13 protein-coding genes are annotated in these 15052 nt (G+C 41.4%); all 13 read left to right on the top strand.

The genetic code is table 11. From position 1 onward, the window contains the following. Positions 1-29: 29 nt before the first annotated feature. The gene (locus ACIQ2D_RS00770; protein ID WP_402857920.1) at positions 30-1559 is read left to right on the top strand and encodes a class I adenylate-forming enzyme family protein; all 1530 of its coding nucleotides are present in this window, start codon (positions 30-32) and stop codon (positions 1557-1559) included. A 78-nt stretch (positions 1560-1637) separates the two neighbouring features. Further along, a complete protein-coding gene (locus ACIQ2D_RS00765) occupies positions 1638-2786 on the top strand; it encodes a thiolase family protein (protein WP_402857917.1) in 1149 nt (382 codons plus the stop codon). Positions 2787-2801: 15 nt separating this feature from the next. Continuing rightward, positions 2802-3569 (top strand): 3-hydroxyacyl-CoA dehydrogenase, encoded by a 768-nt coding sequence (locus ACIQ2D_RS00760; protein ID WP_402857914.1) that lies wholly within the window; start codon positions 2802-2804, stop codon positions 3567-3569. A 9-nt stretch (positions 3570-3578) separates the two neighbouring features. Next, positions 3579-4721 carry an acyl-CoA dehydrogenase family protein gene (locus tag ACIQ2D_RS00755; protein ID WP_402857911.1) on the top strand — a complete coding sequence of 381 codons (1143 nt, stop codon included), beginning with the start codon at positions 3579-3581 and terminating at the stop codon, positions 4719-4721. 52 nt (positions 4722-4773) lie between these two features. After that, positions 4774-6399: a long-chain fatty acid--CoA ligase gene (locus tag ACIQ2D_RS00750; protein ID WP_402857908.1), complete on the top strand. Its 1626-nt coding sequence runs from the start codon at positions 4774-4776 to the stop codon at positions 6397-6399. Positions 6400-6773: 374 nt separating this feature from the next. Then, positions 6774-7010 carry a hypothetical protein gene (locus ACIQ2D_RS00745; protein ID WP_402857905.1) on the top strand — a complete coding sequence of 79 codons (237 nt, stop codon included), beginning with the start codon at positions 6774-6776 and terminating at the stop codon, positions 7008-7010. A 78-nt stretch (positions 7011-7088) separates the two neighbouring features. Beyond that, entirely contained in the window at positions 7089-7862 is a 774-nt protein-coding gene (locus tag ACIQ2D_RS00740) for a CheR family methyltransferase (protein WP_402857902.1), read from the top strand. 258 nt (positions 7863-8120) lie between these two features. After that, positions 8121-9302: a chorismate synthase gene (aroC, locus tag ACIQ2D_RS00735; RefSeq protein ID WP_402857899.1), complete on the top strand. Its 1182-nt coding sequence runs from the start codon at positions 8121-8123 to the stop codon at positions 9300-9302. A 3-nt stretch (positions 9303-9305) separates the two neighbouring features. Continuing rightward, on the top strand, positions 9306-10397 hold the full coding sequence (gene aroB / locus ACIQ2D_RS00730) for a 3-dehydroquinate synthase (protein WP_402857896.1): 1092 nt from the start codon (positions 9306-9308) through the stop codon (positions 10395-10397). Continuing rightward, positions 10394-10762 carry a chorismate mutase gene (gene aroH, locus ACIQ2D_RS00725; RefSeq protein WP_402857893.1) on the top strand — a complete coding sequence of 123 codons (369 nt, stop codon included), beginning with the start codon at positions 10394-10396 and terminating at the stop codon, positions 10760-10762. Before aroB ends, aroH begins: the two co-directional genes overlap by 4 nt. A 16-nt stretch (positions 10763-10778) precedes the next feature. Next, complete coding sequence (gene hisC / locus ACIQ2D_RS00720) at positions 10779-11879, top strand: histidinol-phosphate transaminase (RefSeq protein ID WP_402857890.1); 1101 nt, start codon at positions 10779-10781, stop codon at positions 11877-11879. Further along, positions 11876-12973, top strand: coding sequence for a prephenate dehydrogenase (locus ACIQ2D_RS00715; protein ID WP_402857887.1), 1098 nt, complete (start codon positions 11876-11878; stop codon positions 12971-12973). Before hisC ends, ACIQ2D_RS00715 begins: the two co-directional genes overlap by 4 nt. Positions 12974-13687: 714 nt before the next feature. Then, entirely contained in the window at positions 13688-14977 is a 1290-nt protein-coding gene (gene aroA / locus ACIQ2D_RS00710) for a 3-phosphoshikimate 1-carboxyvinyltransferase (protein WP_402857884.1), read from the top strand. Positions 14978-15052: the final 75 nt, after the last annotated feature.

The raw sequence follows: 15052 nt of genomic DNA, 5'->3' as shown, positions 1-15052 counted from the left end.
ACTAACTAATTTCTTAAAGGTGGGATTTCATGGATTTAACTGTACCGTTAATGTTACATGCACATCGAACGCCGAACAAGGTTTGTTTAGTTTATCAGGAAAAAGAGTACACATATCAATCTTTAAATGAGGAAGTCAATCGCTATGCCAATGGGTTATTGGCACAAGGGATTAAAAAGGGTGACAAAATTGCGGTTTTTATGAAAAACTCGGATGATTTTATTATTGCTGCTTACGCAATTTGGAAAGTCGGTGGTGTTCTTGTGCCGATCAATTTCCGCTTAACAGCCAATGAACTGAGTTATATTTTAAATCAGTCAGATAGCGTATTTATGTTAGCAGATGCAGAGCTAGAAGATGTTTGTAAAGAAGTGATAGTTCAGTTGCCCATATCAATATCAGTGGCGATTACGCCGATAGCTAGAACTGAAGGGTTTTTATCATTCCGTGCTCTGCGAACAGATAATATTACTGAAACTGGTGTTGATCTTTCGCCATTGGATGATGCGGAAATTTTATATACTTCAGGGACAACTGGAAAACCAAAAGGCGCCTTATTTGATCATCATACCGTTTTAAATGTGAATGTAGCATATAATCATATTGCGAGATTAAATGAAGAGGATTGTTATCTTTTAGTTGCGCCAATATTCCATTCAGCTGCATTGAATTTAGTGTTTTTAACAACGATGTTTAGTGGGGGCACGCTAGTTGTGCATCGTGATTTCCATCCAGTCGAGGTGTTGAAGGCGATTGAAACGCATAAAGTGACGACTTTCTTTGGCGTTGCAGCTATGTACAATGCGTTTTTACAAGTGCCGCCAAAGACATTTAACTTATCCTCCATACGTTTTTGTGCATATGGTGCTGCACCGATGTCACCAGCACTAATAGAAAAATCAATGGCGTATTTCGGAACTGACCAGTTTTACAATTACTGTGGTCTTACAGAGGGTGGCCCAGGTGGGATTTACCTTTCACCAGAACAGCATAAAACTAACCTTGGTGCTGGTGGGAAACCTATGCCATTTACGAATGCACGTGTTGTTAATGAGCAAATGGAAGATGTAGCACCTGGAGTAGTGGGGGAATTCGTTCTTCGTGGCGCTACTATCATGAAGGAATATTATAAAAAACCTGAGGAATCACGTAAAGCTTTTGTAGACGGTTGGTTATTAACAGGTGATTTAGCAACAATTGATGAGGAAGGGTTTATTACAATCGTTGATCGGAAAAAGGACATGATAATTTCAGGTGGTGAAAATGTTTACTCAGTTGAAGTAGAACAGGTGCTGGACGGGTATTCAAAAATACAAGAAGTAACAGTGATTGGCTTGCCAGATGAACATTGGGGAGAAAGTGTTGCAGCAGTCATAGTATTAAAGCCTGACGAAATAATTGTTGAGCAAGAGTTGAAGGATTATTGCAGAGAAAAATTGGCAGGCTATAAAATTCCACGTCAATTTTTTTATGTGGATCAATTGCCAAGAAATGCATCAGGGAAAATACTGAAATATAATTTACGTGAAAGTTTTGGCACGAAATTGATTAATAGATGAATAGTTTACGAAGATAGCGCATATTGTGCTCAGTGTGCAAAAAAGCTACGTTAAACAAGTCAGTAAGGGGGATTTTTTATGAGAGAAGTAGTAATTGTAGCAGCAGTTCGTACAGCGGTTGGGCGTAGCAAAGGTGCGTTAAAGGATGTACGTGCGGATGATTTAGCAGCGGATGTGTTGCAGGCCGCTGTTAGTCGTGCGGGTATTGATAAGGGGCAAGTGGAGGATGTTATTTTCGGCTGTGTCACGCAAACAGGGGAGCAGGGGGCAAATATTGCACGTACAGCGTTACTGATGGCTGGTTTCCCAGAGACAGTGCCAGGCGTAACGATTGATCGCCAATGCGGTTCAAGTCAACAGGCGGTACATTTTGCGGCACAGGCTATTTTAGCTGGTGATATGGATATTGTTATTGCTGGTGGTGTAGAGAGTATGACAAGGGCACCGATGTTTTCAAATATGAAAGACGCACATAAAGGAAAACGCTTACAAGAAAATCATAATATTATTCATCAAGGGCTATCGGCTGAGAAAATGGCGGAGAAATGGCAGCTTTCAAAAGATCAACTGAATGAATATGCACTCACAAGTCATAGGAGAGCCCTCGCTGCAATAGAAGCAGGTCATTTTGAACAGGAGATTGTTCCGGTGACAGTATCTCAAGAAGATGGTGAAAGCATTACTTTTGCGGTTGATGAAGGCCCACGAGCAGAAACGACAATCGACATTTTAAATGGCTTGAAAACGGTCTTTCAAGAGGACGGGGTGATTACTGCAGGGAATGCGAGTCAAATGAGTGATGGTGCATCGGCTGTAGTTGTAATGTCACTTGATAAGGCGAATGAACTCGGCATTAAACCACTTGCGAAAATTGTGACAAGGGTTGTCGTAGGCTCAGACCCGACACTTATGCTGACAGGGCCTATTGAAGCGACGAAGCGAGCACTTGAACGTGCAGGCCTGACAATCGATGATATCGATACGTATGAGGTAAACGAAGCCTTTGCACCAGTGCCGCTAGCTTGGCTTCTTGAGATTGGGGCAGACCCAGCAAAGCTTAATCCAGATGGAGGAGCGATTGCACTTGGACATCCACTCGGTGCAACCGGTACGAAGCTGTTAACAACTATGCTTTATCGTATGGAACGTGAGAATTTACGTTATGGATTACTTGCAATTTGTGAAGGCATGGGGATGGCGAACGCCACAATTATCGAAAAACTGTAAAAGGGGTTGTGTTGGATGAAATGTCATGAAGTAGTAGCGGTTGTAACAGGTGGTGCGTCAGGTTTAGGTGAGGCGACTGTACGCAAAATTGTAGGAGAAGGCGGCAAGGCTGTAATTTTTGATGTCAATGATGAACGAGCGACTGCCCTTGTACAGGAGCTAGGCGAAAATGTGCAATATGCACGTGTAGATGTAACGAATGAGGTAGATGTTGCAGCTGGGCTGGAACAGGCTCTAGCAGCATTTGGATCGGTGAATGTGGCTGTGAACTGTGCAGGGATTGCCATCGGAAATAAAGTGCTATCAAAACGTGGGGTACATGCACTCGATTCTTTTGAAAAGGTGATAGCTATCAATTTGATTGGCACATTTAATGTAATTCGTCTCGTTGCTGAAAAGATGCAACATAATGAGCCAGATGCAGATGGTCAGCGTGGTGTCATTATTAATACAGCGTCTGTGGCGGCTTTTGATGGGCAAATTGGACAAGCAGCCTATAGTGCTTCAAAGGGTGGTGTCGCAGCAATGACGTTGCCGATTGCGCGTGAGCTAGCGGATATTGGCGTACGTGTCATGACGATTGCACCGGGATTAATAGATACGCCAATGTTTGCAATGCTCCCAGAACCTGCAAGAGTTGCTCTTGGGTCTATGACACCGTTTCCGAAGCGCCTAGGTAAGCCATCTGAATATGCAATGCTTGTTGAAAGTATTATTCACAATGGGCTGTTAAATGGTGAGGTGATTCGCCTAGACGGTGCCATCCGAATGCAGCCAAAGTAAGGGGGAGTATTGATGCGCTATAGTTTTGAAACAGAAGAACATGATATTTTTCGGAAAACGATTCGGAAATATTTACAAAATCATGCGGAGCCGTTTATTGATACATGGGAGAGGGAGAAGAGTGTACCTCTAGCTTTTTGGCAAACACTTGGCGAAATGGGCTATCTATGCCCTCAAGTGGAAGAGCAATACGGAGGGCTTGGGCTGGACTTTGGCTATAATGTCGTCATTTCGGAGGAGCTAGAGCGCGTTGCCTCAAGTTTAGTCGGAATCGGACTTCATAATGATATCGTTGTGCCGTATATAGAAGCTCACGGTACAGAGGCACAGAAAAAGCGTCTGTTGCCGAAATGTGTTACGGGGGAAGTCATTACGGCGATTGCGATGACGGAACCGGGTGCGGGTTCAGATTTAGCAGCTATTCAAACGACTGCTAAAAAAGAAGGCGATACTTACATTGTCAATGGTCAAAAAACGTTTATTACGAATGGTATTCAAAGTAATGTCGTCATCGTCGTTGTCAAAACAGATGCGACTGCGGGGCATAAGGGCATAAGCCTGCTAATTGTTGAAGAAGGAATGGAAGGCTTTAAACGAGGGCGTAAGCTAGAGAAGGTTGGTCTTCATGCACAGGATACTGCAGAGCTTTATTTTGAAGATTGCCGCGTGCCTGTTGAAAATTTACTTGGTCAAGAGGGGCATGGCTTTTATTATTTGATGAATAAGCTACAGCAGGAGCGTTTAGGTGTTGCCATAGGCGCGCAAATAGCGGCTGAGGATATGTTTGAAACAACGCTAGCTTATGTCAAGGAGCGTACGGCATTTGGTCGGCCTATTGGTACTTTCCAAAATACACAGTTTAAAATGGCAGAAATGGCGACGCAAATTGAATTAGGAAAAAGTTTTATAGAAAGTTTGTTAGTGGCGCACATGGCAGGGCAAGACATTGTGACGAAAGTTTCGATGGCGAAATATTGGATTACAGAAAATGCGCGTCAAATGGCTGCTCAATGTATGCAGCTACATGGTGGCTACGGTTTTATGGAAGAGTATAAGATTGCTAGAAGATATCGAGATATTCCAGTAGCTTCGATTTATGCAGGAACGAATGAAATAATGAAAACGATTATAGCTAAGAATATTGGTTTGTAGAAGCAGTCTGCCTTGGATGTTAAATAATTTGAGAATGAAGGGGAGAGATTTTATGCATATGATGGATACACCTTTATTATTAACGAGTTTTTTAAACAGAGCAGAGCGTTTTTTCCATGCAAAGAAAATAGTATCTCGTACAGGCCCTACAACGATTCAGGAGTTTACTTATAAGGAATATGTAAGTCGTACACGTAAGCTAGCGGATGCATTAACGAAGCTTGGTATGACGAGAGGTATGAAAGTTGGTTCATTTGCCTGGAATCACCATCGACATTTGGAAACTTATTTTGCTGTGCCATGTGCAGGAGCTGTACTCCATATGATCAATATTCGACTGGCACCCGAGCATATTCTCTACGTTATTAACCACGCAGAGGATGAAATTTTACTGATTGATGATAATTTAGTACCGCTCATTGCGCCAATTGCTGCTCAGCTAAAAACAGTGAAGCATTTTATCGTCATGGGGGATGCGGTGACGTTAGAAAATTGTCCATTGCCGAATGCTCATTCATATGAGGAATTACTAGCAGCTGCAAGTGATGATTTTGTTTTCCCAGAAGATTTAGATGAGAATGCACCGGCCGGTATGTGCTATACAAGTGCGACAACAGGTATGCCAAAAGGTGTCGTGTATACGCACCGTAGTATTGTGCTTCATAGTATTTCGTTAGGACTATCAGATAATACAAGCCTTGGTGAGAACGATGTAGCACTTCCAGTCGTACCAATGTTCCATGCAAATGCGTGGGGGTTACCGTTTGCAAGTGTATTATTTGGGACGACACAAGTATTGCCTGGGCCGATGTTTACACCACAAATACTGCTTGATTTGATAGAGCAATACAAGGTGACTTTGACAGCAGGTGTGCCAACGATTTGGCTAGGTGTTTTACAGGAGCAACGCCAAAATCCACGCGATTTATCGGCGCTTCGTCTCATTCTTAGTGGTGGCTCAGCATCTCCGGTCGGTTTAGTTCGTGGCTTTGAAGAAGAACAGGGAATTCCGTTTTATACGGGCTATGGCATGACGGAAACATCGCCACTTGTTAGCATAGCGAGTTATCTATCACATATGCACAATTATACGCAAGATGAAAAAATGCAGATTCGTGCGTTGCAAGGATTAACGACGCCACTCATTGAGACACGAATTGTCAATGAAGAAGGTGAAGTACCGTGGGATGGTAAAACGATGGGCGAGCTTACGATTCGTGGGCCATGGATTGCGGCAGAATACTACAACGATGAGCGCACAGCTGAAGCCTTTAAAGATGGCTGGCTTTATACGGGAGACATTGCCGTTATGACGCCAGATGGTTACATTAAAATTACGGATCGGACGAAGGATTTGATTAAGAGTGGTGGAGAATGGATTTCATCTGTGGACCTTGAGAACGCACTTATGACACATAATAAAGTATTTGAAGCGGCGGTTATTGCTATGCCACATGAAAAATGGCTTGAGCGTCCATTAGCGTGCGTTGTACCAAAGCCTGAGTTTAAAGATACAATTACAAAAGAAGAGTTACTAGAGAGTCTTCGTGGTCAATTCCATAAAACATGGATTCCTGATGATGTACTATTCATTGACGAAGTACCGAAATCTTCTGTTGGGAAATTTTTAAAGGCAAAACTACGAGAAGACTTAAAAGATTATAGTATAGAGGTATAATCACAAAGGAGCTGACCATAACCTGGAAAGCTCCTTTATCATGGTTTAATATTCGCTCTAAGCAAAAATACATCCTAAGAATACCTAAACACATTTTTAAGGGATTCATCATCATGAATGAGATTGATTTCCGTTCCGGATGGGCACTTTCCGGAGAGTGTCTGATGAGCAGGTTTGGGGAAACAAGTGTTTTATGTAGCGAAAGGCGAATGCCGTTAGCTAAACTCACCTATGGAAAGCGAGTGCTGAAGGGGAATGAACTACCACTTTATTTAATAAAAGGGAATAGTTTATAATTTACTCATTAAAAGTTAAGAAATGAAACTATCCGTTTGTTTTATCGTATACTCTAGTTAAAGGAAGGATGTGGATGTATGAGCATTGCAATAGTTGCGATAATTGGTGGAGTGGTCATCGCGTTAGCCGGTATTTTTACGGATGCACTTACAAGGGGACAAAAGCTTAAAATGAAAACTGTTCAACAAGAAATAGAATTGGAAAAGCTACGACTTGAATCTTATACGATTGAAACTGAAAAAATGAGATTGGAACTTGAACATTCGAAAGTTCAGTTGCTAGAAACGAAGCAAAGTTCACTGAAGAAACCTTGATTCCCCTTGAAAGCCTATTTCAGTAATGCTATTTTTCCGCTATAATGGAAATAAGACGCTAGAGGGGAAGATGACCATATGTCTGATTATGTACATTTTGTAGAAGGTATTAAGCGTAAAACAGGTATTGATTTAGCTTTATACAAAGAAGCGCAAATGAAGAGACGTTTAACTTCTCTCTATGAGAAAAAAGGTTATCGTGATTTTGTTGATTTTCTAAAAGCGCTAGAGCAAGATCGAGATTTAATGAATGAATTTTTAGATCGTATGACGATTAATGTATCGGAATTTTATCGCAACGGTAAACGTTGGGAAGTATTAGAAAAGAAAATTCTCCCGAAATTATTGCAAACAAATAAACGTTTGAAAATTTGGAGTGCTGCATGTTCAACTGGAGAAGAACCGTACTCATTAGTAATGGTGTTGTCTCAATTAGTACCGCTATCACAAATTCAAATTATTGCTACAGATTTAGATGAAAACGTTATTCAAAAAGCAAAGTTAGGACTTTATCCTGAGCGTTCTTTAGCAGAGGTACCTAAGGATATTCAAGCGAAGTACTTTGAAAAAGAAGGCAACTTCTTTAAAGTAAAAGATGAAATAAAACGTTGTGTAACATTTAAAAAACATAATCTTTTGAGGGACAATTATGAGTCGAATTTTGATCTGATTGTCTGTCGTAATGTCATGATCTATTTTACAGAAGAAGCAAAAGATCAAATTTATGCGAATTTCAGTAAAGCATTGCGCAAGGATGGGATTTTATTTGTAGGCTCAACGGAGCAAATTTTTAATCCATCGCGTTACAATTTTGAAGTAGAGGATACGTTCTTTTACCGTAAAAATAGTTAATTTTATATAAAACCTTACGTACAGTGGGCAAGTCTTTATTCACGTACATATAGTACAAGCATTAGATATTGAGGGAAATACGCTTTTCGCTTGTTAGTGAAAGCGTATTTTTTAAGGTTTTAAATTGCTTCTTTTTGCGTAAATCGTTCAGAATATTCGCATATAATTATATGACGTTAACAAAGGCACTGTTTTTTTAGAAAAAATATGTTATAGTGAAAAATACATACTTTAGCGAGTTGAAGGGAGAAAGTGTTTATGCGTTACTTAACAGCAGGAGAATCACACGGACCACAATTAACAACAATTATTGAGGGGTTACCGTCACTATTACCAATTACAGCAGAAACGATTAATCATGATTTAAAAAGACGTCAAGGAGGTCATGGCCGTGGTCGTCGTATGCAAATCGAAACAGATACAGTAGAAATCGTTGCTGGCGTACGTCATGGGCAGACATTAGGATCTCCTGTCGCACTGGTTGTCACGAATGATGACTGGAAGCACTGGACAAAAATTATGGGGGCAGAACCATTAGCAGATGATGTGAATCCAGAAGATATTAAACGTCAGATTTCACGTCCACGTCCAGGGCATGCAGATTTAGTAGGTGGCATGAAATATGGACATCGTGATTTGAGAAATATTTTAGAGCGTTCTTCAGCGCGTGAGACGACTGTGCGCGTGGCAGTAGGTGCTGTTGCAAAAGCATTATTAAATGAACTTGGTATTTCAATCGTGTCACACGTAACAGAAATCGTGGGCATTAAAGCAGATACTTCAGTAATAGAAGGCAAGTCAGCAGATGAAATCCGTGCAATCATAGAAGCAGATCCATGTTACTGTGTAGATCCAGTAGCATCAGCCAAAATGGTAGAAGCTATTGATGAAGCGAAAAAAGCTGGCGATACAATCGGCGGAGTTGTAGAAGTTATTGTAGAAGGCATGCCAGCAGGTGTAGGCTCTTATGTGCACTATGATCGTAAACTAGATGCTAAATTAGCAGCAGCAATGCTTTCTATTAATGCATTCAAAGGTGTCGAGTTTGGTATTGGTTTTGAAATGGCTCGTCGTAAAGGCTCTGAAGTCCACGATGAAATCATTTGGTCGGAAGAAGAAGGCTACACACGTGCTACAAATCGTCTTGGCGGTCTAGAAGGCGGAATGTCTACAGGTATGCCAATCGTCGTACGTGGTGTGATGAAGCCAATTCCGACATTATATAAACCATTACAAAGTGTCGATATCGAAACGAAAGAACCATTTAAAGCAAGCGTTGAGCGTTCGGATAGCTGTGCAGTACCAGCAGCTTCAGTAGTTGCTGAGCACGTTATTGCCTGGGAAATAGCAAGTGCAATTATGGATCAATTCCACGGCGATCAATTACCACAATTAAAAGCTCAAATTGACGAACAGCGCCGTTATACAAAGGAGTTTTGATGTATGCGCGTACCAGTATCGACAAAATCTCATCAATATGATGTTGTGCTTGGGCATGATTTTTTAGCAGAGGCTGTTAAATCATTTGATGATAAACTGCAAAAAGCAGATAAATGTATCGTTTTTACAGATGCCAACGTATGGGAAGCACAAGGCAACTATTTCAAAGCCAATTTCCCATATGACTTTGAAGTCTTTGTGCTTCCAGGTGGCGAAGCTTGTAAAACTTTCGAACAATATAATGCAGCACAAACATTTTTACTTGAACAAAAATGTTCACGTAAATCATTCATTTTTGCATTTGGTGGCGGTGCAGTTGGCGATTTAACTGGCTTTGTTGCAGCGACATATATGCGCGGTGTGCCGTTTATTCAAATTCCAACGACGATTTTAGCGCATGACTCTGCAGTAGGCGGAAAAACAGCGATTAATCATCCACTAGGCAAAAATATGATTGGTGCTTTTTATCAGCCTGAAGGTGTGATTTATGACACGATCTTTACAGAAAGCTTACCAGAGCGTGAAGTGCGTTCTGGTACAGCTGAGGTCATCAAGCATGCAATGATTTCAAATGAAGCGTGGCTACAAGAGCTCATGGCTGCAGATTCGGTGATTCACTTCAGTACAGCTGAATTAGCGAAACAGCTAAAGGCTGGTATTGAAGTAAAAGCGAAAATCGTATCTGAAGATGAAACTGAGCAATCAGTACGCAAATATTTAAACTTAGGGCATACGTATGGGCATGCCATTGAAGCTGCTGCTGGCTATGGTAAAGTGGCGCACGGTGAGGCGGTTATGATTGGCTTAGTGTATTGTTTAATTCTTAGTGAACGTTATGGTGAGTTAGACCGTGCCTTCACGACAGAATTTTTACAATTTGCGCTCAAAAATGGCTACCCATTTGACGCAGTGAATCGTTATTCATTTGAAGAATTAACGGAGTATTTAGTGAAAGATAAAAAAGCGGAATACGGCGTGCTGCAATTTGTCTTACTCGAAAAAATTGGGGAGCCATTTGTGCGACCAATCGAACTAGCAGAGTGCGAAGAAGTAGACGCCGAATTTAGAAAGCTATTAGCGGAGGTGCTTGTATGATTCGTGGACTTAGAGGAGCAACAACAATTGAATCGGACAAGCAAGAGCTTGTATGGGATGAGACAGCAAAGTTAGTGCGAGAAGTAGTAGCCGCAAACAACGTCGATGTAGATGATATTGCCTCTATTATTATCTCAACAACACCAGATATTACATCAGCGTTCCCAGCGCGTTCGGTACGATTAATGGAAGGCTGGCAGTATGTACCGGTTATGTGTATGCATGAAATGGACGTACCAAATGCTTTGCCATTATGTATTCGTGTATTGATTCATGCGAATGTTGAAGTGTCACAAAAAGATGTGAAACATTTATATTTAAATGATGCAATAAAATTAAGACCAGATTTAGCCCAAGCTAAGTAAAGAGGAGACGGTAGAGATGAAATGGAAACAACAAATTCACGGCATGAAAGCCTATCAACCTGGTAAACCAATTGCAGAAGTACAACGCGAATTTGGTTTACAAGAAGTTATTAAACTAGCATCCAACGAAAACCCGTTTGGTTGCTCACCAAAAGTAACAGCCTATTTAAAAGATGATGCGACGAATCATGCAATCTATCCAGATGGCTACGCACAAAACTTACGTACAGCTGTGGCTGGGCATTTAGGTGTTAACGAAACACAACTTCTTTTCGGAAATGGCTCAGATGATATTATTACGATTATTACTCGTGCTTTGTTGTATCCGGGTGTCAACACTATTATGGCAGACCCATCATTCTCGCAATACTGGCACAATGCTGATATCGAAGGTGCAGAAGTGCGTAAAATCTCGTGCATCGAAGGCGCTCATGATTTAGATGCAATGGCGGCGGCAATTGACGACAAGACTTCTGTTGTTTGGGTATGTAGTCCAAATAATCCAACAGGAGTTGTTATTCCAGATGCAGATCTACGTGCATTCCTAAATAAAGTACCTAGTGACGTACTGGTTATCTTAGATGAGGCTTATATCGAATACGTGACGAATCCAGCGCATAAAGACACACTAACATTAATTGATGAGTATCCAAATGTATTATTAATGCGTACATTCTCTAAAGCTTATGGCCTTGCGTCATTCCGTGTTGGCTATGCAATTGGTCAACCAGAAGTCATTGCTAAGCTAGATCCAGTGCGTGCACCATTTAATAATACAATTTTAAGTCAAGCTGTAGCCACAATTGCACTAAGCGATCAAGACTATATTAAATCTTGTCGTGAAGCGAATGAAAAAGGTAAAAAGCAATACGTTGAATTTTGTGAGAAACATAATTTAAAATACTACCCATCTGATACAAACTTTATTTTCTTTAACACAGGAGCAGACAGTGATGTTGTTTTCCAAGAACTGATGAAACGTGGCTTCATTATCCGTAGTGGGAATGCATTAGGCGCACCGGGCTTTATCCGAATCACAATTGGTACAGAATCACAAAATGCAGCCCTATTAGCCCAACTAGAAGATGTGTTAAAAGAGCAAGGGGTTTTTGCATGACACGGAAAGTACTCGTTATTGGGCTTGGCTTAATCGGTGGCTCAATTGCCCTCGCATTACAAAAAGCGCCTGAAACGAAAATTATCGGCTACGATATGGATGAAAAAACGAGAGAACATGCAAAGACTCTTCAAATCGTGCATGAAGTCGTAACAGATCCTAAAGAAGCTGCAGCTGAAGTGGATGTGATTATTTTTGGTACTCCAGTCAACGCAACGCTAGACTGGATGGAACAATTAAAATCATGGCCTCTAAAAAATAAAGTGATTATTACAGATACAGGTAGTACGAAAAAGATGATTATGCAAAAAGCAGGAGAGTTACGTGCACTAGGCATAACGTTTATCGGTGGTCACCCAATGGCTGGCTCCCATAAAAGCGGTGTGTTAGCGGCAAAGCCTCATCTTTTTGAAAATGCTTATTATATGCTAACGCCACTTGCAGGCGAGGAAATCGTAAATATGGCGCAACTTGAAAGCTTGCTGAAATTTACACATGCAAAAGTTGTGAGTGTGTCTGCTCGTGAGCATGACCATATGACAGCGGTTGTTAGCCATTTCCCACATGTCATTGCTGCTTCTTTAGTGCATCAGCTTGGGGATGAAAAAGGCGAATACCCAATGACACGTTCACTTGCTGCTGGAGGTTTCCGTGATGTGACACGTATTGCATCATCAAATCCGATTTTATGGCGTGATATAACGCTACAAAACCGTGATGAACTTATTGCCCAATTAGATGGTTGGCAGTCAGAGATGGACCGTGTAAAGAGTTTACTACTTGATGGGAATTCGGACGACATTGAAAGTTACTTTTCGGTGGCCAAAGAATTACGTGATGAATTACCAGTGAGTGCGGGCGCGATATTTACATCATTTGATTTGTACGTTGATGTGCCTGACTATCCAGGGGTAATCTCTGAAGTAACAGGCTATCTCGCAGATGAATCGATTAGTATTACGAACCTACGTATTATTGAATCTCGTGAGGATGTTTTCGGGGTACTTGTTATTAGCTTTCAAACTGAAAGTGATCGAGAACGCGCTGCAACATGTATTCAACAACGTGCAAATTTCGAGACATATATATCTTAAAAGGGAAAGCGTCGAACAATCGGCGCTTTCTACACATTGTTGAAAAACATTAACGACAATGAATTTTTTATAGACGTTTATGAGAGTTTGTTCAAAGGCCCCGTTGATTTCCGTTCCAGGGGGCGAGCCTTGAGCCGCTTCGTCGCGTTGCTCCTGCAGGGTATCAAGCCACTCGCTGATCCCCTAGGAGTCGCCGCCTTCCACTCCAATAAACTAGAATTTTGTTGCTAAAAACTAAAATAATTCATTTTTGGGTAGTTTGTGGTATGAGACATGACATATTCATAAAAGTTAGTACCATCTTTTTTAGCAAAATCCACGTTATTCCCACGGGAAAGAATGTGGACTTTTGCTTATATTTTTAGGGGCATCACCATCACATGTACTTGATTAAAATAAAAGCCGCCTCCTTATATCTAGGGTAGAATGACAAGATATATTAATTTTAGATTGCTCATTGATTGGAGTGGAGGCTGGGAGACTCCTGGGGGATTAGCGTTCCGGATGAGACCTTGGAGCGAGCGTAGCGAGTGAAGCGGCTCATCGAATGCCCCCCGGAAATCACCCAGCCGGAACGGAAATCAACCCCATATTATTGTAGTGAAGTATGCTTTCAAGTACAGATTTTGGTGGAGATCCTCTTTAATTTTTCTTAAAGGGAAAGCATCGAACAATCGGCGCTTTCTATCTTCATAATAAGGGGGAGAAAGAACAATGAGTGAAAAAGTATTACAATATAATAAACCTTCCCTACAAGGGACGTTAACAATTCCAGGAGATAAATCCGTGTCTCACCGTTCTGTTATGTTTGGCTCAATTGCGACTGGTAGAACGACAGTAAGCGGTTTTTTACTAGGAGAAGATTGCTTAAGTACAATTGACTGCTTCCGTAAGCTTGGTGTGAAAATTGAGGTTGATGGCACAAACGTGACAATTGATAGTGACGGCATTGATGCGTGGCAAGAACCGACAGAGGTATTGTACACAGGGAACTCTGGTACGACAACGCGTCTAATGCTGGGTATTTTAGCGGGCTCAGCTGTGCATACAGTTATGACGGGGGATGCGTCTATCGGCAAACGTCCGATGCGTCGCGTTATCGATCCACTACGTCAAATGGGTGCTCACATCACAGGACGTGCAAACGGGCAGTATACGCCACTTGCTATTCAAGGCACAACACTACAAGCAATTGATTACCAAATGCCAGTTGCAAGTGCACAAGTGAAATCAGCTATTCTACTTGCGGGTTTACGTGCTGAGGGTACTACAATTGTCCGTGAAACAGAGGTTTCTCGTGATCATACGGAGCGTATGTTACGTCAATTTGGTGCACAGGTTGATGTTGAGAACGGTGTTGTTTCCTTTAAAGGTGGACAAACGTTAACTGGGACACACGTATCTGTACCTGGTGATATTTCATCGGCTGCCTTTTTCTTAGTGGCTGGGGCGATTTGCCAGGGTAGTGACATCACATTAGAAAATGTCGGTGTGAATCCAACACGAGACGGTATCATTGAAGTGCTACAAAATATGAATGCGACAATGTCGATGGTACAAGAAAATGACGGGCAAGCAGAACCGACTGCTACGATAAGAATTCAAACATCTACAATGAATGGAACAACAATCGAAGGTGCTATTATTCCACGTTTAATCGACGAAATTCCAATCATTGCACTGCTAGCGACACAAGCACACGGTAAAACAATTATTAAAGATGCCGAGGAGCTAAAAGTAAAAGAAACAGATCGTATTACAGCGGTCGTTGATGAGCTAAAGAAATTAGGAGCTAACATAGAAGCAACTGATGATGGCATGATTATTGAAGGGCCAACGCCATTAAATGGTGCAAGTTTGAAGACATATGGTGACCATCGCATAGGAATGATGGGGGCGGTGGCAGCTTTAATTACAAATGGTACTGTCACATTAGATGATGCAGATTGTATTGCTGTATCATATCCAGAATTTTTTGAGCATGTTGGAGCTGTGAAAAAATAGCCAACTCAAGACTTCCCAGACCTTTTGGGGAGTTTTTTCTTGTTTAGAAAGTTAATGTCTTGTAGCATAAAGATA

The sequence above is a fragment of the Lysinibacillus sp. NPDC097287 genome (assembly GCF_044761695.1).
In the GTDB taxonomy this organism is placed as follows: Bacteria; Bacillota; Bacilli; order Bacillales_A; family Planococcaceae; genus Lysinibacillus.
The sequence above is the reverse complement of the archived record's forward strand: the minus strand, read 5'-3'. Positions and strand labels throughout refer to the sequence as shown.

Excerpts from the sequence above, each read along its gene's own strand:
- ACIQ2D_RS00770 (WP_402857920.1), top strand. The coding sequence starts at position 30 with ATGGATTTAACTGTACCGTTAATGTTACATGCACATCGAACGCCGAAC.
- ACIQ2D_RS00765 (WP_402857917.1), top strand. The coding sequence starts at position 1,638 with ATGAGAGAAGTAGTAATTGTAGCAGCAGTTCGTACAGCGGTTGGGCGT.
- ACIQ2D_RS00760 (WP_402857914.1), top strand. The coding sequence starts at position 2,802 with ATGAAATGTCATGAAGTAGTAGCGGTTGTAACAGGTGGTGCGTCAGGT.
- ACIQ2D_RS00750 (WP_402857908.1), top strand. The coding sequence starts at position 4,774 with ATGCATATGATGGATACACCTTTATTATTAACGAGTTTTTTAAACAGA.
- ACIQ2D_RS00745 (WP_402857905.1), top strand. The coding sequence starts at position 6,774 with ATGAGCATTGCAATAGTTGCGATAATTGGTGGAGTGGTCATCGCGTTA.
- ACIQ2D_RS00740 (WP_402857902.1), top strand. The coding sequence starts at position 7,089 with ATGTCTGATTATGTACATTTTGTAGAAGGTATTAAGCGTAAAACAGGT.
- aroC (WP_402857899.1), top strand. The coding sequence starts at position 8,121 with ATGCGTTACTTAACAGCAGGAGAATCACACGGACCACAATTAACAACA.
- aroB (WP_402857896.1), top strand. The coding sequence starts at position 9,306 with ATGCGCGTACCAGTATCGACAAAATCTCATCAATATGATGTTGTGCTT.
- aroH (WP_402857893.1), top strand. The coding sequence starts at position 10,394 with ATGATTCGTGGACTTAGAGGAGCAACAACAATTGAATCGGACAAGCAA.
- hisC (WP_402857890.1), top strand. The coding sequence starts at position 10,779 with ATGAAATGGAAACAACAAATTCACGGCATGAAAGCCTATCAACCTGGT.
- ACIQ2D_RS00715 (WP_402857887.1), top strand. The coding sequence starts at position 11,876 with ATGACACGGAAAGTACTCGTTATTGGGCTTGGCTTAATCGGTGGCTCA.
- aroA (WP_402857884.1), top strand. The coding sequence starts at position 13,688 with ATGAGTGAAAAAGTATTACAATATAATAAACCTTCCCTACAAGGGACG.